This is a genomic window from Streptomyces sp. NPDC025806 (genome assembly GCF_055558275.1).
On record NZ_JBVHMU010000035.1, the window covers coordinates 1 to 19,753 of the forward strand.

Consider the following 19,753-nt stretch of genomic DNA (forward strand, 5'->3'; position numbering starts at 1 on the left):
GGCCGGTTCGGCGATTGATGCCGATGATCCGACTAGCTTCTCTGATGCTCACCCCCTGGCTAACGAGTTCAAGGAACTTCCGTCGCTCCTCGACCCGGGGGCGGCCCGGTGCCGTCTTCCTCAAGTTCATCGCGTTCCCGAAGATCGGGTGTTGCGACGTTCAGTAGAACCCAAGCCAGGCCGGCGGGGCGCAGTGCTGCCGGACTGGCGCGGGGTGCCAGCGCGGCGGCCCAGCGCTGGCAGCCACTGCCAGTGTCCGGCCGGGGCCGGGCGGCGAGCATCACGGGACACCCGTACGCCGATCCCCCGAGAGGTGTCCGTGCCGCACACCGACGATCCCGCCCCCGACACGCGGGCCCGCGCCCGCCGCGCCGCCGAGGCCACCGAGGACTTCGCCGCCGACCGGCTGCCCGCGGACCAGACCCGGTCCACCCTGTCGATCACCCTCGTCCGCATGGGCTTCACCGTGTCGGCGACCGACCTCCTGTACGGCATGTCGCTCGGCCTCTTCTTCCCGTTCTGGACCGGCCTCGCGATCGCCGTGGGCTCGTCCGTCGTGGTCAGCGCCGTCTCGATCCTGTGCGGCCTGATCGGCCAGCGCGAACGCGTCACCACCGCCCTCGGCCTGAAGGCTGCGTTCGGCCGCGGCGGCAGCCGACTGCCCTCCCTGGTGATCGCCCTCCTGTCGGCCGGCTTCGTCGGCTACAGCACCGGCATCACCGCGGGCGTCCTGCCCGGCGGCAAGGACCCCTGGCTCGGCCTCCTTTACTGCGTCCTGCTCAGCGCCGTCTACACCGCCCTGTCCATCGTCGGCTTCGGCAAGGGCCTGACCTGGGTCGGCCGCATCAGCGTGCCCCTCATGCTGGCCACCGTGATCGTCGCCGTCGTCGCCGCCGTACGGCACGCGGGCGGCCTCGACGCCTTCGTGAACGCCGAACCGGCCCGCGCCGGCGAGGCCACCGCGCTCGCCCTGTTCGCCCTCGGGGTCAACAAGTGGATGACCGGCGCGACCGTCCCCCCCGACATCACCCGCTTCGGCAGGTCCCGCGCCACCGTCTGGACCACCACCGTCGCCGAGTTCATGGTCGGCAACTTCGGCTTCAACCTGCTCGGCATCCTGCTCGGACTCGGCGTCGGACAGGCCGACATGGGCGCCGCCTTCGGCACGGTCGGCGTCGGCGCCCTCGCCACCTTCGCGATCTTCGTGCAGGGCTTCCCGCACGAGGTCAACAACATGTACGCCGCCAGCCTCGCCGGCCGCACCGCCGTCGACCTCCCGCGCATCACCGTCAACGTGATCTGCGGCGTCCTCGCCTGCGGCCTCGCCTACTACGGTCTGACCGCCGGCATCCTCGACGCCTTCCTCACGTACCTCGGCTACCTCGGGTACGCGATTCCCCTCATCCCGGGCATCCTGGTCGCCGACTACTTCCTGCTGCGGCGCGGCCGTTACGACCTGTCCGAGGCCGCCGTCGCCGCCGTCAACCACCGCGCGCTCGGCGCCTTCGCGGGCGGACTCGGCGTCAACCTGATCCTCGGGTTCGGCTTCGGCGACACCCTGTGGCACGCCCTGCCGCTCACCGGCGCCCTGCTCTACGTACTGCTCTCACTGCCGCAACTGCGCGCGGCCCGGCGGGAGAAGGCACAACGAAAGAAGGACCAGACTGAGTCTGGTCCTTCCGTGGTGTCCGAGGGGGGACTTGAACCCCCACGCCCGATAAAGGGCACTAGCACCTCAAGCTAGCGCGTCTGCCATTCCGCCACCCGGACAAGGTGTCTGCCGCTTTCTGCGGGGTGTTTCCCGCGGCGACACAGAGAACATTACCAGGGTTTCCGAGTGCTTCGATCACACCCCCTTTCCGCAGGTGGGCCGTGTGAATGGCACGTGACGACCGCCGCCCGCCCTTGGGTCCGGGGAGCGGGAGAGAGAGGATGAGGGGGACCACAGGGAGAGAGGAACAAGCGTGAGCGAGTCGAGCGCGGGCAGGGCCGTCTCCGGACAGGACGAGGTCGTGGACCTCTGCCGCGAACTGATCCAGATCGACACCAGCAACTACGGCGACCACTCGGGCCCGGGTGAACGCAAGGCCGCCGAGTACGTCGCCGAGAAGCTCGCCGAGGTCGGCCTCGAACCGAAGATCTTCGAGTCCCACCCCGGCCGTGCCTCCACCGTGGCCCGGATCGAGGGCGAGGACCCGTCGCGGCCCGCGCTTCTCATCCACGGCCACACCGACGTCGTCCCCGCCAACGCGGCGGACTGGACGCACCACCCGTTCTCCGGCGAGGTCGCCGACGGCTGTGTCTGGGGCCGCGGCGCGGTCGACATGAAGGACATGGACGCGATGACCCTCGCGGTCGTCCGCGACCGGCTGCGCACCGGCCGCAAGCCCCCGCGCGACATCGTCCTCGCCTTCCTCGCCGACGAGGAGGCCGGCGGCACCTGGGGCGCCCGCCACCTCGTCGACAACCACCGGGACCTCTTCGACGGGGTCACCGAGGCGATCAGCGAGGTCGGCGGCTTCTCGTTCACGGTGAACGAGCAGCGGCGGCTCTACCTGGTGCAGACCGCCGAGAAGGGCATGCACTGGATGAAGCTCACCGTGGCCGGCACCGCCGGGCACGGCTCCATGATCCACCGGGACAACGCGATCACCGAGCTGTCCGAGGCGGTCGCCCGCCTCGGCCGGCACCAGTTCCCGATCCGCGTCACCAAGACCCTGCGCCACTTCCTCGACGAGCTCGGCGACGCGTACGGGGTGGAGCTCGAACCGGAGGACATGGAGACGACCGTCGCCAAGCTCGGCGGCATCGCCAAGCTGATCGGCGCCACCTTCAGCAACACCGCCAACCCCACGCAGCTGGGCGCCGGTTACAAGGTGAACGTGATCCCCGGCGAGGCCACCGCCCACGTCGACGGACGTTTCCTGCCAGGCTACGAGGACGAGTTCCTCGCCGACCTCGACCGGATCCTCGGCCCGAACGTCAAGCGCGAGGACGTGCACGCGGACAAGGCCGTCGAGACCGACTTCGACGGTGCGCTCGTCGAGGCCATGAAGTCCTCGATCGCCGCCGAGGACCCGATCGGCAAGGCGATCCCGTACACGCTCTCCGGCGGCACCGACGCCAAGTCCTTCGTCGAGCTCGGCATCCGCAACTTCGGCTTCGCGCCGCTGCAGCTGCCGCCCGAGCTGGACTTCGCCGGCATGTTCCACGGCGTGGACGAGCGGGTTCCGGTCGACGGGCTGAAGTTCGGCGTCCGTGTCCTCGACCGGTTCATCGACGCCTCCTGACATTCGTCCAGGTGTACGCGCCTGACCGGAACGAGTGAATGGCACCGGTGGCTCGTAGCCCCAATGGCCCCTCCTCGTTACAGGGAGTGCAGTCCGCGGCTGGGACTGCATTTGCCAACAAGGAGGAACAATGATCAAGAAGGTCGTCGCTGCTGCGGCTGCCACTGGTGGCCTCGTGCTCGCGGGTGCGGGCATCGCCGCTGCCGACGCCGGTGCCCAGGGTGCCGCCGTGAAGTCCCCCGGTGTGCTCTCGGGCAACGTCATTCAGGTGCCGGTCCACGTCCCGGTGAACCTCTGTGGCAACACCGTGAACGTGATCGGGCTGCTCAACCCCGCCTTCGGCAACACCTGCGTCAACAACTGACGTTGTTGTGCCCCACCCCTTGAGGGTCTGAGCCCGTCGGCCCCGGAGTGCGCGCCATGCGCTCCGGGGCCGATTGGGCATTCGGCACGGGACGCACAACCGCCCCCGTGCCTCTCCAGCGCCTTCCATGAGGCGTTCAGCAGAGTTCTAAGGCAGGGAAAGCTATGCGACAGGTCATGCGCAAAGGCCTGATCACCGTGGCGGCCGCGTCCGGCGCGCTCGCCATGACGGGCGGGATCGCGTACGCCGACGCCGGTGCCACCGGCACCGCGTCCGACTCGCCCGGTGTGGCGTCCGGCAACTCCGTCCAGGCTCCGGTGCACGTCCCGGTGAACGTGTGCGGGAACACCATCGACGTCATCGGGCTGCTCAACCCGGCGGCCGGCAACAGCTGCGCCAACACCTCCGACACCTCCGACGACGACGGGAGCGGCGACGACTCGTACGGCGGCGGCTCCTCGTCGTCCGGCGGTGGCTCCCACGCCGGCGGGCACACCAGTGACTCGCCCGGCGTCGGCTCGGGCAACAACGTGCAGCTGCCGATCGACCTTCCGGTCAACGCGTGCGGCAACACTGTCGACGTCATCGGCATCGGCAACCCGGCCGGGGGCAACGACTGCGCGAACGGGGAGACCACCCCGCCGCCGGTCACGCCGCCGACCGAGCCGCCGGCCACGCCGCACCACCCCGGCACGCCGGAGAAGCCGCCGGTCACCCCGCACACCCCGGACAAGCCCAACGAGCCGGGGACGCAGACCGTCACCCCGCCCAAGGGCCCGTCCCAGCTCGCCGAGACGGGCAGCTCGCTGCCGATCGGCGCGGCGGGCGCGGCGAGCGCGGGTGCGCTGCTCGCGGGCGCGGTGCTCTACCGGAGGGCCAAGGCCGGCGTGTGACGCCGCCCACCGGGTGACCACGGAGCGGGCTCCGCAGAACGGGCCCGCTCCGTTTTTGTCTCCGCACTGGTCAGGTTCAGGTCATCACGAAGGCGTCGCGAAGGTCACCACGTGGCCCGCACCTGGCGGATGATCCGACGGCGCAGCCGCACGCGGCGGCTCCCGTCGTGGCGCAGGATCAGTCGGTCCAACTCCCAGTGTCCGTACTCTGCATGGTCCGTCAGCAGACGCGTCGCCTCCTTGCGGGTCACCCCGCGCGGCACGTACACGTCGACAAATTCGTATTCCGGCATCGCATCTATTGTGCGGGCAGCGGCCCGGTACGGATAGCGTCTGCACTATGTCTGATGCTGCGCAGCCCACCGCTGCCGAGGTACGCGCCGCCGCCGAGGCGGTCAAGGCTGCGCTCGACCGCCACCTGGCGGCTGTCGAGCGCCGGTCGGGCGAGGACGACCCGGCCGTCTACGAAGCGTTCAACGAACTCGCCGCCGCGGCCGAGGAGTACGACGAGCTCCTCTACGACCGCTACGACGAGGTCACTCCCTTCGAGATCCCCGGCGGCGACGACTCGCTCCCGCCGTACACCGGACCCGAGGAACCGAACGCGCTGAGCGTGCTGATCCGACGCGACTACGCCGTGGTCGAGCCGCAACGGCTGCTCGCCCAGGCGGGCCGGATCGCCGACCTCGACGCCGGACCCGACGCGGACGAGGGGGCCGCGGACGGGGCGGGCAGCAGTGTGCACGCCGCGCTCGGCGTGCTCTTCGGCGAGTTCGAACCCGACGAGATCGCCTCCCGGCACAAGGAGTTCGGGCTCGACGAGGGCGACGCCACGCTCTGGGTCACGGCCGCGGACGAGCCGGCCGAGCCGGGGGAGTGGCTGGAGGCCCCGTTCGAGGCCGCCGATCCGCAGCGGGTCGTCTGCCGCTTCGACGTGAGCTCGGTATTCGACGACGAGCTCGACGACGACGAGATCGCCGGGGAGCGGCCACCGCGCCCCCGCCCGTCCGCGGACGGCCCTCTGGAGGACGCCGGCCGCTGACCGACCCGCACAGCACGCCGCCCTCGCCCCGGACGACCGGGTGCGGGGGCGGCGTGCTGTCCGGCCTCGCCGGGCTCAGGACGCGGGGATCTGGCCCCGCACCAGGGTCTCCAGGCGGGTGGTGCGGGGCTTCGCCGGAAGCTCCGCGACGGCGCGCGGCAGCGCCGCGTCCGCCCCGTGCACCACGGACAGGTGCCGCTCACCGCGGCCGAACGCCGTGTAGACCCACGGGCGGGTCAGGCCCTGCGTCGCGTCCCCGGGCAGCACCACCACGGCCGCCGGCCAGCGCAGGCCCACGGCCTGGTGCCCGGTGACCGCCCAGCCGTGCCGCACGGACTGCTCCACCCGGTCCTTCGGTACGAGCACGGGCGCGCCGTCGCAGTCCAGGCGCAGCCCCTCCGCGTCCGCTCCGAGCACACGGCCCGGACGAATCCGGCCCGGCGCGGGCACATGCACCACGCGGTCGCCGGGGTCGAAGCCGCCGAAGCGGCCGGGGCCCGGGTTCAGCCGCTCCTTCAGCGCCGCGTTCAACGCGCGCGTCCCCGCCGCGCCGCCGTGGCCGACCGTGATCACCTGCGTCTGCTCGGGAGGCACCCCGATCGCGCGCGGCACCGAGTCCGCGACGAGCTGCACGGTGCGGTGGATCGCCTCCGCCGCGTCCCGCACCGGGACGATCACGACCTCCTTGCCGGGCGCCTCCACCGCGTTCAACTCACCGATGCCGATGCCCGAGACCAGCTCGCCGATGGGGCCGAAGTCCGGGGTGCGGGAGGCGATGCGCGGGCAGACGGCGGACGCGAGCAGGTCCGCGAAGACCCGGCCCGGGCCCGCCGACCACAGCGTGCCGGGGTCGCCGCTGAGCAGCAGCCCCGCCCCGTCGGGCAGCTGCTCCACGAGGAGCGCCGCGCCGTCCACGTCCAGCTGCGGGGCATCGAGCACCACCAGCAGGTCCAGGGCCAGCGCGCCGTCCGCGTCCCGGCCGGGGCCCTCCGCGTGCGCGACGAGCCCGGCGACCGTGGCGGTCACCTCGCGCGGGGCGTCCGGGCCGAGCAGCTCGGCGGCCCTGCGGCGGCCGTCCGCGCTGTGCGCCGCGACACAGACCCGCAGGCCGAGCCCGGCCGCCGCCTTCGCCACCGCGATCGGCTCGGCGCGGGCCGCCTCGCCGCCCGTGTGCAGCACCAGGCGGTGGGTGGCGACCGCGCGGAGCAGCTCCGCCGTCGAGCCCTTGGCCCGTGCCGCCGCCTCCTCCCAGCCGGCCGGGGGAGCGGCGTCCTTCGCGCCCGCGTTGACCAGACGGGCCAGGCCGTCCGCGAGGCTCTCCTCCGCCATCGCGTACCGCTCCAGGCCGACCAGGACCCGGACCGGGCGCTCGGGCTCCTCGCCCTCCTCCTCGGCCTGCTCGGGCGTGGCCGTCTGGGCCGGTGGCTCGTCCAGCGGGTCCTGGAGGACGAGCGCGTCGCCCTCCGCGACCGCGCTCTGCACAGCCGCCTCAGGATCGGGCACCGCGTACTTGCCGAGCGCCTCGGCGAGCACCGGCAGGTCCAGGGCGGTGTGTCCGGCGACGGCCGCCTGTTCGAGCAGCCAGACCGCGAGCGCGCAGCCGCGCCGCTCGTCGTCCGGGCCGCACTCGGCACCGAGCAGCGCCCGCGCGAATCCGTCGGCCTGCTCGGGCCGCACCCCGGGGACGCGCAGCAGTTGCCACGGGTCCTCGCGCAGCCGCTCCTCGGCGCCCTCGCCCAGCGCGCCGGCGGCGGCCACGGCGAGCGACTCGGGCGCGCCGCCCTCACCGAGCACGGCCCGCACGGCGGCGACGGCCTCCGCGTGGGCCGGGCCGGGTACGCCGGGCTGCTGCGGACCGCGCTCCGGCGCGGGGGTGGCCGCCGGGCGCGCTGGGGGCGTACGCGCGGGCTCGGGCACCGGTGCCGGGTCCGGCGCGGTGAACACGGAGGAGGCCGGCTTGCCGCCGCCCTCGACGGCCCGCACGGCGGCGAGCAGATCGGCCGCGGTGCCGCTGAGCTTGGCCCCCGCCTCGATGGGCCCGTCCTTGGAGGCCTTCCGCTGAGCGATCCGCTCCCGGAACTCCCGCTGAGCGGCAAGCTCGGCCTCGGCCTCGGAGACCTGAGCCGACCCGTCCCCGGCGCTCTCGGCTGCGGTGCCGCCCGGCTGTTCCTGCTCGCCGCTCTCCGGCTCCACAGCCTCTGCCTCGGCCGTGTCGGCGTGCCCGTCGTCAGCGCTCTCGGATGCGGCTCCGTCCTGCTGCTCCTGCTCGCCGCTCTCCGGATCCGCCTCGGCCGTCTCGGCGGGCCCGTCGGTCCGGTCGCCGGACGCGGCGCTCGGGGCGGGGTCGCTCTCGGCGTCCTGGTCCGGGGCCGTGGCCTCCGGCTCCCGCGGGGCCGTGTCCGTCCCGTCACCGGCCCTGGTGTCGGGCTCCGGGAAGTGGGTGTCCTCGCCGCCGACCTGGCCTCCGGGCTCGCCCTCCGGCGTCTGCGTGGCGTCGTCGGGGCCGGGGGCCTCTCCGGTCGCGCTCTCCTGCGCGGTGTCGGGGGTCGGCGCCGGGCCGGTCTCCTCGGCGGCGGACTCCGTACTCACAACGTGCTCCAGTCCTGATCGGGATAGCGGTGCACGGGCGCCGACACATCGTCGAGCGCCTGGCAGATCTCGTCAGGAAGACTAAGCGCCTCCACTGACAACGCGGCCGTGAGCTGCTGCGCGTTGCGCGCGCCGACGATCGGGGCGGTCACGCCGGGCCGGTCCCTGATCCAGGCGAGCGCCACCTGCAGCGGCGTCGTGGCGAGCCCGTCGGCGGCTATGGACACCGCGTCCACGATGTGCCGGGCCGTCTCGTCCAGGTACGGCGCGACGAACGGCGCCATGTGGTCCGAGCCGCCGCGCGAGTCCGCGGGCGTGCCCGTGCGGTACTTGCCGGTGAGGACGCCGCGCCCCAGCGGCGAGGACGGCAGCAGCCCGATGCCGAGGTCGAGCGCGGCGGGCAGCACCTCGCGCTCCACGCCGCGCTGCAGCAGCGAGTACTCCATCTGCGTACTGGCGATCCGGGTACGGGTCCCCGGCGCCGCGAGCTGCCAGGTGGCCGCCTTGGCGAGCTGCCAGCCGCAGAAGTTGGACACCCCCGCGTACCGGGCCCGCCCGCTGGCGACGGCGATGTCGAGCGCCTGGAGCGTCTCGTCGAGCGGCGTGCCCGGATCGTAGGCGTGGACCTGCCACAGGTCCACGTAGTCCGTGCCGAGCCGGGCCAGCGAGGCGTCGAGCGCGGCGAGCAGATGGCCGCGCGAGCCGTCGAAGCGCCGGTCGGGATCGGGCACGCTGCCCGCCTTCGTGGAGATCACCAGGTCCTGGCGCGGCACGAGCCCCTCGACGAGCCGCCCGAGCAGGTACTCCGCCTCCCCGTCCCCGTACACGTCGGCCGTGTCGACCAGGCTGCCGCCCGCCTCCCAGAAGGTCTTCAACAGGTCTGCGGCGTCGTGCTCGTCGGTGTCCCGACCCCAGGTGAGGGTGCCGAGACCGATCCGGGACACGCGCAGGCCGGTGCGGCCGAGATGCCTCTGCTCCATGGGCGCTGAGATTACTGGCCCCGGCTCAGGATCGGGGCCCCTGTGGACGACTGTGCGGCGGCCGGGCGCGCTAGGGTGCCCGACCAGGGGCGTTACCGATGGGTAAGCCCCTGGATCGCAGGGCGTTGGCACGACCGTCGGCACGGCGTTAAGGAGATGTGGTCAATGAAGCTCGGCATCAACCTCGGCTACTGGGGCCTGGGCATGGACTCCGACAACCTCACCGTCGCGAAGGAGGCCGACAAACTCGGCTACGCGGTCTGCTGGGCGGCCGAGGCGTACGGCTCGGACACCGTGACCGTGCTGTCGTACGTGGCCGCGCAGACCGAACGGATCGACGTCGGCTCCGCGATCATGCAGATCCCCGCCCGCCAGCCCACGATGACCGCGATGACGGCCGCGACCCTCGACTCGCTGTCCGGCGGCCGCTTCCGCCTCGGTCTCGGCGTCTCCGGCCCGCAGGTCTCCGAGGGCTGGTACGGCGTCAAGTTCGACAAGCCGCTGGCCCGCACGCGCGAGTACGTCGACATCGTCCGCAAGGCGATGAGCCGCGAGCGCGTCTCCTACGAGGGTGAGCACTGGACCCTGCCGCTGCCCGAGGGCCCGGGCAAGTCCCTCAAGCTGACCGTGCACCCGCAGCGCGAGCACATCCCGCTCTACATCGCCGCGATCGGCCCGAAGAACCTGGAGCAGACCGGCGAGATCGCCGACGGCGCCCTCCTGATCTTCCCGGCCGCCGAGCACCTCGAGGACACCGCGATCCGTCACCTGCGCGCGGGCCGCGAGAAGGCCGGCAGGACCATGGAGGGCTTCGACGTCTGCCCGACCGTGCCGATCGCCGTCGGCGACGACAAGGACGTCTCCTCGCTCGCCGACCTGCTGCGCCCCTACACCGCCCTGTACGTGGGCGGCATGGGCAGCCGCAAGCAGAACTTCTACAACCAGCTCGCGGGCCGCATGGGCTACGAGAAGGAGGCCGCCGAGGTCCAGGAGAAGTACCTGTCCGGCGACAAGGAGGGCGCCGCCGCGGCGATCCCGCAGCAGCTCATCGACTCCACCACCCTGCTCGGCTCCGTGGACCGGATCGCCGACCGGATGCGCGCCTACGCGGCCGCCGGGGTCACCACCCTCACGCTGTCCCCGGCCGGCTTCTCGCTGGACGAGCGCCTCGCCTCGCTGCGCGCGGGCACGGAGGCGCTGGAGCGCGCCGGTCTGGCGTAGCCGCCGGGGAGCGGCCTGGAGGGGGAGAGGTCTGCGGCCGTGGTGGGGGCTCGGGGTGTCTTCCCCGCCACGGCCGTCACGGGGAACAACGCGCCGGAGCCGGTTCGGTCACGCGCCGGGCGGACTCCGAGTCGCGGGACGGCCCGAGGCGCGAAATCCTGTGCACAGGCAGGGAGCGGCAGGGAGGTACCACGATGCTGTCGGCCAAGAGTCTGTTCCAGGAGATCCTCGACGACGACGAGTCGTTCCGGTTGTTCTGTTCCATCGCGGCCAGCGGGGAGTCCCAGGGCGGCTGGGAGAACGGCCGGATCGCCGCGCTCGTCCCGGCGAGCGAGCGCGCCCTCGCGCCCAAGGTCGCCCGGCACGGCGCGGACGAGGACAAGCACGGGCGCATCTTCAACGCGCTCATGAAGAAGCGCGGTCTGCAACCGGTCCCCGTACCGGAGGAGGCCGACTACACGATGCTCCTGGAGCGGCACGGCATCGGGCTCGCCCACGAGCAGCTCAAGCGCGACGAGCCGCTGTCCGTGCAGGACATCGTCACCTACCTCGCGCACAGCCGCGTCACCGAACAGCGCGCCTCCGAACAGATGGAGCTGCTGCGCAAGCACTTCTCCGACCATCCGGACATCGGCCGCGCGGTGAAGATGATCTCCCACGACGAGGACAACCACCTCGCGTACTGCCACGAGGAACTGCTGCGCTTCGCCTACGCGGGGCACGGCCGCACCATCCAGCGCATCCTGCGCGAGTGCGCCCTCGCCGAGATCGCCGTCTACCGGGACGTCAGCCTCGCCGTCATGGACCACATGGGCCGCATCCTGGGCTGGTCGAAGGCCAAGTCGGCCGTGCTCGCCGCCGGTATCCACGCCGTGTACGCGTACGAACGCCTCGGCGGCTGGCGGCGGATGGTCTCCCTGGAGATGCCCGAACGGCGGGACGCGCTGGGCGGGCCCGCGACCACCTCCGTCGAGTTCGCCTGAGCCCGGGCCCGGGGCGGCGCCTCACAGCCAGCCGCGCCGCTTGAACTGCCGGTACAGGAGCACTTCCAGGACCGCCATCACCAGGATGACCGCCGGATACGTCCACACCCAGTGCAGCTCGGGCATGTGGTCGAAGTTCATGCCGTAGATCCCGGCGATCATCGTGGGCACGGCGGCCATCGCCGCCCACGCCGAGATCTTGCGCATGTCGTCGTTCTGCCGGACGCTCATCTGCGCCAGGTGGGCCGACAGGATGTCCGACACCAGCCGGTCCAGGCCGTCCACCGACTCGTTGACCCGGGTCAGGTGGTCGTTCACGTCCCGGAAGAAGGGCTGCGCGTCCGCGCTCACGAACGGGACCCCGGCGGTGCCCGACGGCCCCACGCCGGACAGGCGGGCCATCGGCATCGCGAGCGGCCCGGTCGCGCGCCGGAACTCCAGGATCTGCCGCTTGAACGTGTAGATCCGCGCCGCCGTGTCCCGGGAGCCGCCGCCGTCCGGCGAGAAGACCTCCGCCTCCAGCTCCTCCAGGTCGGTCTGCAGTTCGGCCGCGACCTCCAGGTAGTGGTCCACCGTCGCGTCCGCGATCGAGTACAGGACCGCCGTCGGACCGTGCGCCAGGAACTCCGGATCGTCCTCCAGACGCTTGCGCACCGCCTTCAGGGGCGCGCCCTCGCCGTGCCGCACCGTCACCACGAACGAGTCCCCGAGGAAGATCATCAGCTCGCCCGTGGACACCCGGTCGCTGCGCGGCTCGTAGACGACCGGCTTGAGGACGACGAACAGCGAGTCGTCGTACACCTCCAGCTTCGGCCGCTGATGCGCCTTGAGGGCATCCTCGACCGCCAGCGGATGCAGCCCGAACTCGTGGCTGACCCGGTCGAACTCCGCCGTGGAGGCCTCGTGCAGTCCGATCCAGACGAACGCGTGGCCCGAGGCCCGTGCCTCGTCCAGCGCGACGGCGAAGTCCGCGGGCCGCTCGATCCGGCGCCCGTCCCGGTAGATGGCGCAGTCGACGATCATGCCGAGAATTCTTCCCAGACCGACGCGGGCCCGCACTTCCACACGGCCTAGGGTGGCGCGTATGCCCACGCTGATTCTCGTCCGGCACGGACGCTCGACCGCCAACACCGCGGGTCTGCTCGCCGGGTGGACCCCCGGCGTGGCCCTCGACGAGCGCGGGGCCGCGCAGGCCGCCGCGCTGCCCGCGCGCCTCTCCGAGCTGCCCCTCGCGGAGGTCGTCAGCAGCCCGCTGCAGCGCTGCCGGGAGACCGTCGCCCCGCTGCTCGCCGCCCGCCCCGGGCTGAGCGTCCACACCGACGACCGGATCGGCGAGTGCGACTACGGCGACTGGTCGGGCCGCAAGCTCGCCGAGCTCGCCGACGAGCCGCTCATGCAGGTCGTGCAGCAGCATCCGACCGCCGCCGCGTTCCCCGGCGGCGAGTCCATGCGCCACATGCAGCACCGCGCCGCCGAGGCGGTGCGCGAGTGGAACGCGCGCGTGGAGGCGGAGCACGGCCCCGACGCCGTGTACCTGATGTGCTCGCACGGCGACATCGTCAAGTCCCTCGTCGCCGACGCCCTCGGGCTGCATCTCGACCTCTTCCAGCGCATCTCCGTGGAACCCTGCTCCGTCACGGCGATCCGCTACACCCGGCTGCGCCCCTTCCTCGTCCGCCTCGGCGACACCGGGGACTTCGCCTCGCTCGCCCCGCGCGAGCAGCCGCAGGGGCCGGATGCGCCCGTGGGCGGTGGCGCGGGCGCACCGTGATCGTCGCCCGCAGTAGGGTGAAGCAGCCGCCGGCACAAGTCGGTTCCCAGATCCCCCGATCCCCATGGAGAGCAGGACGTGTCCCGTCAGGTGTTCCTCTACGACCCTCCGGAGCGTTTCGTGGCCGGCACGGTCGGACTCCCCGGGCGCCGCACCTTCTTTTTGCAGGCCTCGGCAGGAACGCGCGTCACGAGCGTGGCGCTGGAGAAGACGCAGGTGGCCGCGCTCGCCGAGCGCATGGACGAGCTGCTCGACGAGGTCGTGCGGCGCAGCGGGGGCAACGCCCCGGTGCCCGCCATGGCGCCCTCCGAGATCGCCGACACCGCCCCGCTGGACTCCCCGGTGGAGGAGGAGTTCCGCGTCGGCACGATGGCGCTCGCCTGGGACGGTGACGAGCAGCGCATGATCGTCGAGGCGCAGGCCCTCGTGGAGCTGGACGCCGAGTCCGAGGAGGACCTCGCCGAGGCCGAGGAAAGGCTTCTCCAGGACGAGGAGAACGGCCCGCCGATGCTCCGCGTCCGGCTGACCGGCACGCAGGCCCGCGCGTTCGCCAAGCGCGCCCTGGACGTCGTGAACGCGGGCCGGCCGCCGTGCCCCCTGTGCAGCCTGCCGCTCGACCCGGAGGGACACGTATGTCCGCGCCAGAACGGATACCGGCGCGGAGCGTGAGCGCGCCCACCGATCTCGCCGCCCTCGACCTCCTGACCCGCGGCGAGCTGGAGGTCCGCGGCCAGATCCGCGAGGCGTCGAACGCGGTGCTCCTGTGCACCGTCACGCACGAGGGCCGCGAGGCCGCCTGCGTCTACAAGCCGGTGCGCGGGGAGCGCCCCCTGTGGGACTTCCCCGACGGCACGCTCGCCCAGCGCGAGGTCGCCGCCTACGAGGTCTCCGAGGCGCTCGGCTGGGGCCTGGTCCCGCCGACCGTGCTGCGCGACGGGCCGTACGGCGAGGGCATGTGCCAGCTGTGGATCGACGGCCCCGAGGAGCCCGCGGAGGCCGACCGGCTGCTCGCGCTCGTCGACGGCGAGGAGCCGGGCGAGGGCTGGAAGGCCATCGGCTTCGCCGAGGTCGGCGAGGGCCGCACCGCCCTGCTCGTGCACGCCGACGACCCGCGCCTGCGCCGCCTCTCCGTGCTCGACGCGGTGATCAACAACGGCGACCGCAAGGGCGGTCACCTGCTGCTCGACACCGCGGGCCGGCTCTACGGCATCGACCACGGCGTCACCTTCAACGCCGAGGACAAGCTGCGCACCCTGCTGTGGGGCTGGGCGGGCGAACCGCTCACCGAGGAGGCGACGGCCGCCCTGGAGACCCTGCGGGACCGCCTGCGTGTGGGAGAACCGCTCGCTGCCCGGCTCGCCGCCCTGATCACCGCCGCCGAGCTCGACGCCGTACGGGAGCGGGTGGCGGAGCTGCTCAGAACCGGCCGCCACCGGGAACCGGGCGGCGACTGGCCCGCGATCCCGTGGCCGCCGGTCTGACCCTCTGACCTGCGAGGCGACGGTGTCCGGGGGCGGTTGGCGGCGGGGCGGGCTACGTTCGGGGGATGACCAAGCTGATTGTCGAGGACCGGATCGACCGTCCGGCCAAGGACGTCTTCGAGGCGATCGTCAGCCCGGAGAGCCTGTCGAGCTTCTTCACCGCCGAGGCGTCCGCCGCGATGGTGCCCGGCACCACCGTGACGTGGCGGTTCGGCCATGTCGACGCGACGTTCGACGTCGAGATCGGCGACATCGAGGCGGACCGCCTCATCACCTGGCGCTGGCCGGCCGAGGTGACGATCCGGCTCGCGCAGGAGGACGGTGCGACGAGAATCACCATCACCGAGGACCAGATGGGCGACGGCTCCGAGGGCGCCGCGCGCGCCGTCGGGCAGACCCAGGGCTGGACGTACTTCGTGTGCGCCCTGCGCGCCTGGCTGGTTCACGGGATCCGTCATTTCGGACTGAGCGACGCGATCCGCGCCGCTCTCGTCTGAACCGTTAGCCGAGGGACGGGACACCCGCAAGAGGGCCTTGTCGGCCATCACACCGATCCGGTTCGTATGCGGAAGCACCGTCCGGTTAGGCTTCAAGACATGCATGCCTGGCCCGCTTCTGAGGTCCCCGCCCTGCCTGGCAAGGGCCGCGACCTGAGGATCCACGACACCGCGACCGGTGGGCTCGTCACCCTCGACCCCGGTCCCGTCGCCCGTATCTACGTCTGCGGCATCACGCCGTACGACGCGACCCACATGGGTCACGCGGCGACCTACAACGCGTTCGACCTCGTGCAGCGCGTGTGGCTCGACACCAAGCGGCAGGTCCACTACGTCCAGAACGTCACGGACGTCGACGACCCCCTGCTGGAGCGGGCCGTACGCGACGGCATCGACTGGGAGGGCCTCGCCGAGCGCGAGACCGCCCTGTTCCGCGAGGACATGACCGCCCTGCGGATGCTCCCGCCGCAGCACTACATAGGCGCCGTCGAGGCGATACCCGGCATCGTGCCGCTCGTCGAGCGGCTCCGTGACGCGGGCGCCGCCTACGAGCTCGACGGCGACATCTACTTCTCCGTCGAGGCGGACCCGCACTTCGGGTCGGTCTCGAACCTGGACGCGGCCGCCATGCGGCTGCTGTCCGCCGAGCGGGGCGGCGACCCGGACCGTCCGGGCAAGAAGAACCCGCTCGACCCGATGCTGTGGATGGCCGCCCGTGAGGGCGAGCCCAGCTGGGACGGCGGCTCGCTCGGCGCGGGGCGCCCCGGCTGGCACATCGAGTGCGTGGCCATCGCCCTCGACCACCTCGGCATGGGCTTCGACGTCCAGGGCGGCGGATCCGACCTGGCCTTCCCGCACCACGAGATGGGCGCCTCGCACGCCCAGGTGCTCACCGGCGAGTTCCCGATGGCCAAGGCGTACGTGCACGCCGGCATGGTCGCGCTCGACGGCGAGAAGATGTCCAAGTCCCGGGGCAACCTGGTCTTCGTCTCCAAGCTGCGCCGCGACGGCGTCGACCCGGCCGCGATCCGGCTGGCGCTCCTGGCCCACCACTACCGGGCCGACTGGGAGTGGACCGACAAGGTCCTGACCGACGCGGTGGAGCGGCTCGACCGGTGGCGCGCCGCCGTGTCCCGTCCCGACGGCCCCGCCGCCGAGGCGCTGGTCGACGAGATCCGCGAGGCGCTGTCGAACGACCTGGACGCCCCCGCGGCGCTCGCGGCGGTCGACCGCTGGGTCGAGCGGCAGGTCGCCGAGGGCGGTACGGACGAGGGGGCGCCCGGTGTGGTGTCCCGTGCGGTCGACGCGCTGCTCGGGGTCGCCCTGTAGTCACGCACTCCACGAACAGCCCCTCCGGCAGGAGGAGGTGCGGTCACGGGGCTCTGCCCCGGACCCCGCTCCTCAAGCGCCGGAGGGGCTGTTCCTTTGTGGCTGATCTCCGGCCCACCCTCTAGGCGTATGCGCGTTTCTGCGCTAAACAACGCCCATGCGATCACTATTGAGCACGCATATGGGAAGACGGCTCAGATCCGTCGTGGCCGTCGCCACCCTCGGCGTCGCCGCCACCTTCGCCGGGCCCGGCCTCGCACAGGCCGAGGACACCGCCGGCAAGGTCGGCGACGTCACCGGGTTCCACACCGACGGCCCCCGGTACACGCTCGACGCCGGCGAGGCCAAGGCCCGCGTCAGTTTCGTGTCCGACGAGACCTTCCGGATCGAGCTCGCCCCGGACGGCACCTTCACCGACCCGGCCGGCGACGACATCGTCGTACCGCAGGGCGCGCCGCCGGAGACCCGCTGGAAGGACCAGGGCGACCGCTACGAGCTCAGCAGCGCCAAGGTCACCCTGCGCGCCTACAAGTCCCCCCTGCGCTTCGCCCTGTTCCGCAACGACGGCACCGAACTCTGGTCCGAGAGCGCCCCGTTGAAGTGGACCGCCGACACCACCACGCAGACCCTGGAGCGCGGCGCCGACGAGCAGTTCTACGGCGTCGGCATGCAGAACGGCCGGGGCAACACCTCGCTGCGCGGCCAGACCGCCAAGGCCGAGGTGAACTACAACTGGAACGACGGGGGCCACCCCAACTCCGTCCCGTTCTACCTCTCCTCGGCCGGCTACGGCGTCTTCCGGAACACGTTCGCGCCGAACACGTACACCTTCGACGCGCCCGTGACGGCCGCCGCGAAGGAGCACCGCTTCGACGCCTACTACTTCGCGGGCAGCGGCAAGGACAGCGCCAAGGACGTCATCGGCCAGTACACGCAGCTCACCGGCAAGCCCTTCATGCCACCCGTCTACGGCCTGGAGATCGGCGACGCCGACTGCTACCTGCACAACGCCAACCGCGGCGAGCGCCGCACCCTCGACGCTCTGAAGATCTCCGACCAGTACGTCGCGAACGACATGCCGCTCGGCTGGATGCTGGTCAACGACGGCTACGGCTGCGGCTACGAGAACCTCGCCGAGACCGCCAAGGGCCTCCAGAAGAACAAGACCCAGCTCGGCCTGTGGACCGAGGACGGCATCGACAAGATCGCCGACCAGGTGAAGGCCGGCCAGCGCGTCGCCAAGCTCGACGTCGCCTGGGTCGGCGCCGGCTACAAGTTCGCCCTCGACGGCTGCAAGGCCGCCTACAAGGGCATCGAGGACAACTCCGACGCCCGCGGTTTCACCTGGGCCCCCGAGAGCTGGTCCGGCGCCCAGCGCTGCGGCGTCCAGTGGTCCGGCGACCAGTCCGGCTCCTGGGACTACATCCGCTGGCAGATCCCCACCTACGCCGGCGCGACCATGTCCGGGCTCGCCTACACGACCGGTGACGTCGACGGCATCTTCGGCGGCAGCCCCAAGACGTACGTACGCGACCTCCAGTGGAAGTCCCTGCTGCCCGTCACCATGACGATGGACGGCTGGGCCGCCGCCGACAAGCAGCCCTTCCGGCAGGGCGCGCCGTACACCGCGATCAACCGGAAGTACCTGAAGCTCCACGAGTCGCTGCTGCCCTACCTGTACTCGTACGCGCACGAGGCGACGAAGACCGGGGTCGGCGCCGTGCGGCCGCTCGCGCTCGAGTACCCCGGCGACCCGAAGGCCGCGACCGACGCCGCCAAGTACGAGTTCCTGACCGGCGAGGACCTCCTCGTCGCACCCGTCTACAAGGACAGCGCGGTCCGCGACGGGATCTACCTGCCCGAGGGCACCTGGACCGACTACTGGACCGGGCGCGTCTACCAGGGCCCGACCACGATCGACGGCTACAGCGCGCCCCTGGACACCCTCCCGATGTTCGTCAAGGGCGGCGCCGCCGTCCCGATGTGGCCCGGCATCCGCTCCTACGCCGACCGCAGCGCCGACTCGCCGCTCGCCTGGGACGTCTACCCGCAGGGCTCCTCGTCCTTCGACCTGTACGAGGACGACGGCGTGACCCGGGCCCACCGCGACGGCGCCTTCGCCACGCAGCGCGCCGAGGTCGACGCCCCGAAGTCCGGCGCCGGTGACGTGCGCGTGCGCATCGGGGCGAGCAAGGGCTCCTTCGAGGGCAAGCAGAGCGCCCGCCCGTACGCGTTCACCGTGCACACCGGGGACGCCCCGCGCCAGGTCGCGCTCGACGGACAGCCGCTGCGCCAGTACACCGACGCGGACGCCTACGGGAAGGCCGCGAGCGGCTGGTTCTACGACCGTGACGACCGCGGCGGCGTCGTCCGCGTCAAGACCGGCAGGCTGTCCACCTCCCGCGCCTTCACGCTCGATCTGAAGGACACCGCGGCCGTCGGCGGGGCCGTGCCCGGGGCCGACGCCGTCGTCACCGCACCCGCCGGGCAGGAGCTGGGCGCGGGCGCCGAGGGCAAGGTCGCCGTCGACGTCACCGCCGGCACCCGCGACGCCACCGGCGTCTCCGTCACACTGACCGCCCCCGACGGCTGGCGCGCCGGCAACCCCGTCACCGTCGACCGGATCGCGGCGGGCACCACCCGCCGCGTCGAGGTCCCGCTCACCCCGGCCGCCGACGCCAAGGCGGGGGAGCAGGCCCTCACCGCGACGGCCCGCTACGACGCGGCGGGCCAGGGACGCACCGCGCAGGGCCGCTTCGCGGTGTCCGTCATGCCGAAGCCGCCCACCGGCGACACCTGGGCGAGCGACATGGAGTGGCTGACGTCCACGAACGGCTACGGGCCCGCCGAACGCGACCGCAGCAACGGCGAGTCCGGCGCCACCGACGGCCACACCCTCACCCTCGCCGGCAAGACGTACACCAAGGGGATCGGTGTGCACGCCAACTCCGACATCGAGGTCTACCTCGGCGGGCAGTGCGCGAAGCTGACCGCCGACGTCGGCATCGACGACGAGATCAACGGGTACGGGGAGGTCGCCTTCTCCGTCGAGGCCGACGGCAAGGTGCTGTGGACCTCGCCCAAGGTGACCGGCGCCTCGGCGACCGTGCCGGTGGACGTCGACGTCAGCGGAGCCCGGCACCTGCACCTCAAGGTGACGGACACCAACGGCTCCAAGACCGGGGACCACGGGGACTGGGCCGCCGCCAAGTTCTCCTGCGGATCCGGGAGTTGACCTAGAGACGGCGGGGGGGGGGGGGGGGGCCCCCCCCCCCCCCCCCCCCCCCCTCACCCCCCCCCCGCCCCCCCCCGG

At 72.4% G+C, this 19,753-nt stretch carries 17 protein-coding genes, 1 tRNA gene and 1 pseudogene; 13 read left to right on the forward strand and 6 right to left on the reverse strand.

Features of this window, described 5'->3' with window-relative positions; genetic code table 11:
- Positions 1-130, reverse strand: a 130-nt coding sequence (locus ACZ4E1_RS38725; RefSeq protein WP_467548530.1) for a helix-turn-helix domain-containing protein, incomplete at its 3' end; no start/stop codon positions are given.
- 363 nt (positions 131-493) lie between these two features.
- Between ACZ4E1_RS38725 and ACZ4E1_RS38730 the strand changes: the two are divergent.
- A pseudogene (locus ACZ4E1_RS38730) lies at positions 494-1,540 on the forward strand (cytosine permease); the annotation flags it as partial.
- Positions 1,541-1,682: 142 nt separating this feature from the next.
- On the opposite strand, the gene ACZ4E1_RS38735 reads toward ACZ4E1_RS38730, so the two are convergent.
- Positions 1,683-1,770: transfer RNA gene (locus ACZ4E1_RS38735), tRNA-Leu, on the reverse strand.
- A 194-nt stretch (positions 1,771-1,964) separates the two neighbouring features.
- Between ACZ4E1_RS38735 and ACZ4E1_RS38740 the strand changes: the two genes are divergently transcribed.
- The 3 genes from ACZ4E1_RS38740 to ACZ4E1_RS38750 all read left to right on the forward strand — a co-directional run bounded on the left by ACZ4E1_RS38740 (position 1,965) and on the right by ACZ4E1_RS38750 (position 4,547).
- On the forward strand, positions 1,965-3,290 hold the full coding sequence (locus ACZ4E1_RS38740; protein WP_467548466.1) for a M20/M25/M40 family metallo-hydrolase: 1,326 nt from the start codon (positions 1,965-1,967) through the stop codon (positions 3,288-3,290).
- A gap of 130 nt (positions 3,291-3,420) precedes the next feature.
- The gene (gene chpH / locus ACZ4E1_RS38745; RefSeq protein WP_188339845.1) at positions 3,421-3,654 is read left to right on the forward strand and encodes a chaplin ChpH; all 234 of its coding nucleotides are present in this window, start codon (positions 3,421-3,423) and stop codon (positions 3,652-3,654) included.
- Between the two features lie 164 nt (positions 3,655-3,818).
- Entirely contained in the window at positions 3,819-4,547 is a 729-nt protein-coding gene (locus tag ACZ4E1_RS38750; protein ID WP_467548467.1) for a chaplin, read from the forward strand.
- Positions 4,548-4,651: 104 nt separating this feature from the next.
- On the opposite strand, the gene ACZ4E1_RS38755 is transcribed toward ACZ4E1_RS38750, so the two are convergent.
- The gene (locus tag ACZ4E1_RS38755) at positions 4,652-4,840 is read right to left on the reverse strand and encodes a DUF5703 family protein (RefSeq protein ID WP_399129877.1); all 189 of its coding nucleotides are present in this window, start codon (positions 4,838-4,840) and stop codon (positions 4,652-4,654) included.
- Between the two features lie 47 nt (positions 4,841-4,887).
- Between ACZ4E1_RS38755 and ACZ4E1_RS38760 the strand changes: the two genes are divergently transcribed.
- Positions 4,888-5,589 (forward strand): hypothetical protein, encoded by a 702-nt coding sequence (locus tag ACZ4E1_RS38760; protein ID WP_467548469.1) that lies wholly within the window; start codon positions 4,888-4,890, stop codon positions 5,587-5,589.
- Between the two features lie 75 nt (positions 5,590-5,664).
- Here ACZ4E1_RS38760 and ACZ4E1_RS38765 read toward each other — a convergent pair whose 3' ends face one another.
- Positions 5,665-8,178 carry a helix-hairpin-helix domain-containing protein gene (locus ACZ4E1_RS38765; RefSeq protein ID WP_467548471.1) on the reverse strand — a complete coding sequence of 838 codons (2,514 nt, stop codon included), beginning with the start codon at positions 8,176-8,178 and terminating at the stop codon, positions 5,665-5,667.
- Positions 8,175-9,158 carry an aldo/keto reductase gene (locus tag ACZ4E1_RS38770; protein WP_467548472.1) on the reverse strand — a complete coding sequence of 328 codons (984 nt, stop codon included), beginning with the start codon at positions 9,156-9,158 and terminating at the stop codon, positions 8,175-8,177. Before ACZ4E1_RS38770 ends, ACZ4E1_RS38765 begins: the two co-directional genes overlap by 4 nt.
- 165 nt (positions 9,159-9,323) lie before the next feature.
- Here ACZ4E1_RS38770 and ACZ4E1_RS38775 point away from each other — a divergent pair, with 165 nt between their 5' ends.
- Complete coding sequence (locus tag ACZ4E1_RS38775) at positions 9,324-10,379, forward strand: LLM class F420-dependent oxidoreductase (RefSeq protein ID WP_467548474.1); 1,056 nt, start codon at positions 9,324-9,326, stop codon at positions 10,377-10,379.
- A 194-nt stretch (positions 10,380-10,573) separates the two neighbouring features.
- Positions 10,574-11,362 (forward strand): ferritin-like domain-containing protein, encoded by a 789-nt coding sequence (locus ACZ4E1_RS38780; RefSeq protein ID WP_467548476.1) that lies wholly within the window; start codon positions 10,574-10,576, stop codon positions 11,360-11,362.
- A gap of 21 nt (positions 11,363-11,383) precedes the next feature.
- On the opposite strand, the gene corA is transcribed toward ACZ4E1_RS38780, so the two are convergent.
- The gene (corA, locus tag ACZ4E1_RS38785; protein WP_467548478.1) at positions 11,384-12,385 is read right to left on the reverse strand and encodes a magnesium/cobalt transporter CorA; all 1,002 of its coding nucleotides are present in this window, start codon (positions 12,383-12,385) and stop codon (positions 11,384-11,386) included.
- A 61-nt stretch (positions 12,386-12,446) separates the two neighbouring features.
- Here corA and ACZ4E1_RS38790 point away from each other — a divergent pair, with 61 nt between their 5' ends.
- From ACZ4E1_RS38790 to ACZ4E1_RS38815, 6 genes are all read left to right on the forward strand, one after another.
- Positions 12,447-13,133: a histidine phosphatase family protein gene (locus ACZ4E1_RS38790; RefSeq protein WP_467548480.1), complete on the forward strand. Its 687-nt coding sequence runs from the start codon at positions 12,447-12,449 to the stop codon at positions 13,131-13,133.
- Positions 13,134-13,211: 78 nt separating this feature from the next.
- Positions 13,212-13,802 carry a DUF3090 domain-containing protein gene (locus ACZ4E1_RS38795; protein WP_467548481.1) on the forward strand — a complete coding sequence of 197 codons (591 nt, stop codon included), beginning with the start codon at positions 13,212-13,214 and terminating at the stop codon, positions 13,800-13,802.
- Positions 13,766-14,614 carry an SCO1664 family protein gene (locus ACZ4E1_RS38800; protein WP_467548482.1) on the forward strand — a complete coding sequence of 283 codons (849 nt, stop codon included), beginning with the start codon at positions 13,766-13,768 and terminating at the stop codon, positions 14,612-14,614. Before ACZ4E1_RS38795 ends, ACZ4E1_RS38800 begins: the two co-directional genes overlap by 37 nt.
- Before the next feature lie 65 nt (positions 14,615-14,679).
- Complete coding sequence (locus tag ACZ4E1_RS38805; RefSeq protein ID WP_467548484.1) at positions 14,680-15,111, forward strand: SRPBCC domain-containing protein; 432 nt, start codon at positions 14,680-14,682, stop codon at positions 15,109-15,111.
- Positions 15,112-15,210: 99 nt separating this feature from the next.
- Entirely contained in the window at positions 15,211-16,440 is a 1,230-nt protein-coding gene (mshC, locus tag ACZ4E1_RS38810) for a cysteine--1-D-myo-inosityl 2-amino-2-deoxy-alpha-D-glucopyranoside ligase (protein ID WP_467548486.1), read from the forward strand.
- 181 nt (positions 16,441-16,621) lie between these two features.
- Positions 16,622-19,675 (forward strand): NPCBM/NEW2 domain-containing protein, encoded by a 3,054-nt coding sequence (locus ACZ4E1_RS38815; protein WP_467548488.1) that lies wholly within the window; start codon positions 16,622-16,624, stop codon positions 19,673-19,675.
- Positions 19,676-19,753 lie beyond the last annotated feature (78 nt).

Excerpts from the sequence above, each read along its gene's own strand:
- chpH (WP_188339845.1), top strand. The coding sequence starts at position 3,421 with ATGATCAAGAAGGTCGTCGCTGCTGCGGCTGCCACTGGTGGCCTCGTG.
- ACZ4E1_RS38750 (WP_467548467.1), top strand. The coding sequence starts at position 3,819 with ATGCGACAGGTCATGCGCAAAGGCCTGATCACCGTGGCGGCCGCGTCC.
- ACZ4E1_RS38755 (WP_399129877.1), bottom strand. The coding sequence starts at position 4,840 with ATGCCGGAATACGAATTTGTCGACGTGTACGTGCCGCGCGGGGTGACC.
- ACZ4E1_RS38760 (WP_467548469.1), top strand. The coding sequence starts at position 4,888 with ATGTCTGATGCTGCGCAGCCCACCGCTGCCGAGGTACGCGCCGCCGCC.
- ACZ4E1_RS38770 (WP_467548472.1), bottom strand. The coding sequence starts at position 9,158 with ATGGAGCAGAGGCATCTCGGCCGCACCGGCCTGCGCGTGTCCCGGATC.
- ACZ4E1_RS38775 (WP_467548474.1), top strand. The coding sequence starts at position 9,324 with ATGAAGCTCGGCATCAACCTCGGCTACTGGGGCCTGGGCATGGACTCC.
- ACZ4E1_RS38780 (WP_467548476.1), top strand. The coding sequence starts at position 10,574 with ATGCTGTCGGCCAAGAGTCTGTTCCAGGAGATCCTCGACGACGACGAG.
- corA (WP_467548478.1), bottom strand. The coding sequence starts at position 12,385 with ATGATCGTCGACTGCGCCATCTACCGGGACGGGCGCCGGATCGAGCGG.
- ACZ4E1_RS38790 (WP_467548480.1), top strand. The coding sequence starts at position 12,447 with ATGCCCACGCTGATTCTCGTCCGGCACGGACGCTCGACCGCCAACACC.
- ACZ4E1_RS38800 (WP_467548482.1), top strand. The coding sequence starts at position 13,766 with ATGTCCGCGCCAGAACGGATACCGGCGCGGAGCGTGAGCGCGCCCACC.
- ACZ4E1_RS38805 (WP_467548484.1), top strand. The coding sequence starts at position 14,680 with ATGACCAAGCTGATTGTCGAGGACCGGATCGACCGTCCGGCCAAGGAC.
- mshC (WP_467548486.1), top strand. The coding sequence starts at position 15,211 with ATGCATGCCTGGCCCGCTTCTGAGGTCCCCGCCCTGCCTGGCAAGGGC.
- ACZ4E1_RS38815 (WP_467548488.1), top strand. The coding sequence starts at position 16,622 with ATGGGAAGACGGCTCAGATCCGTCGTGGCCGTCGCCACCCTCGGCGTC.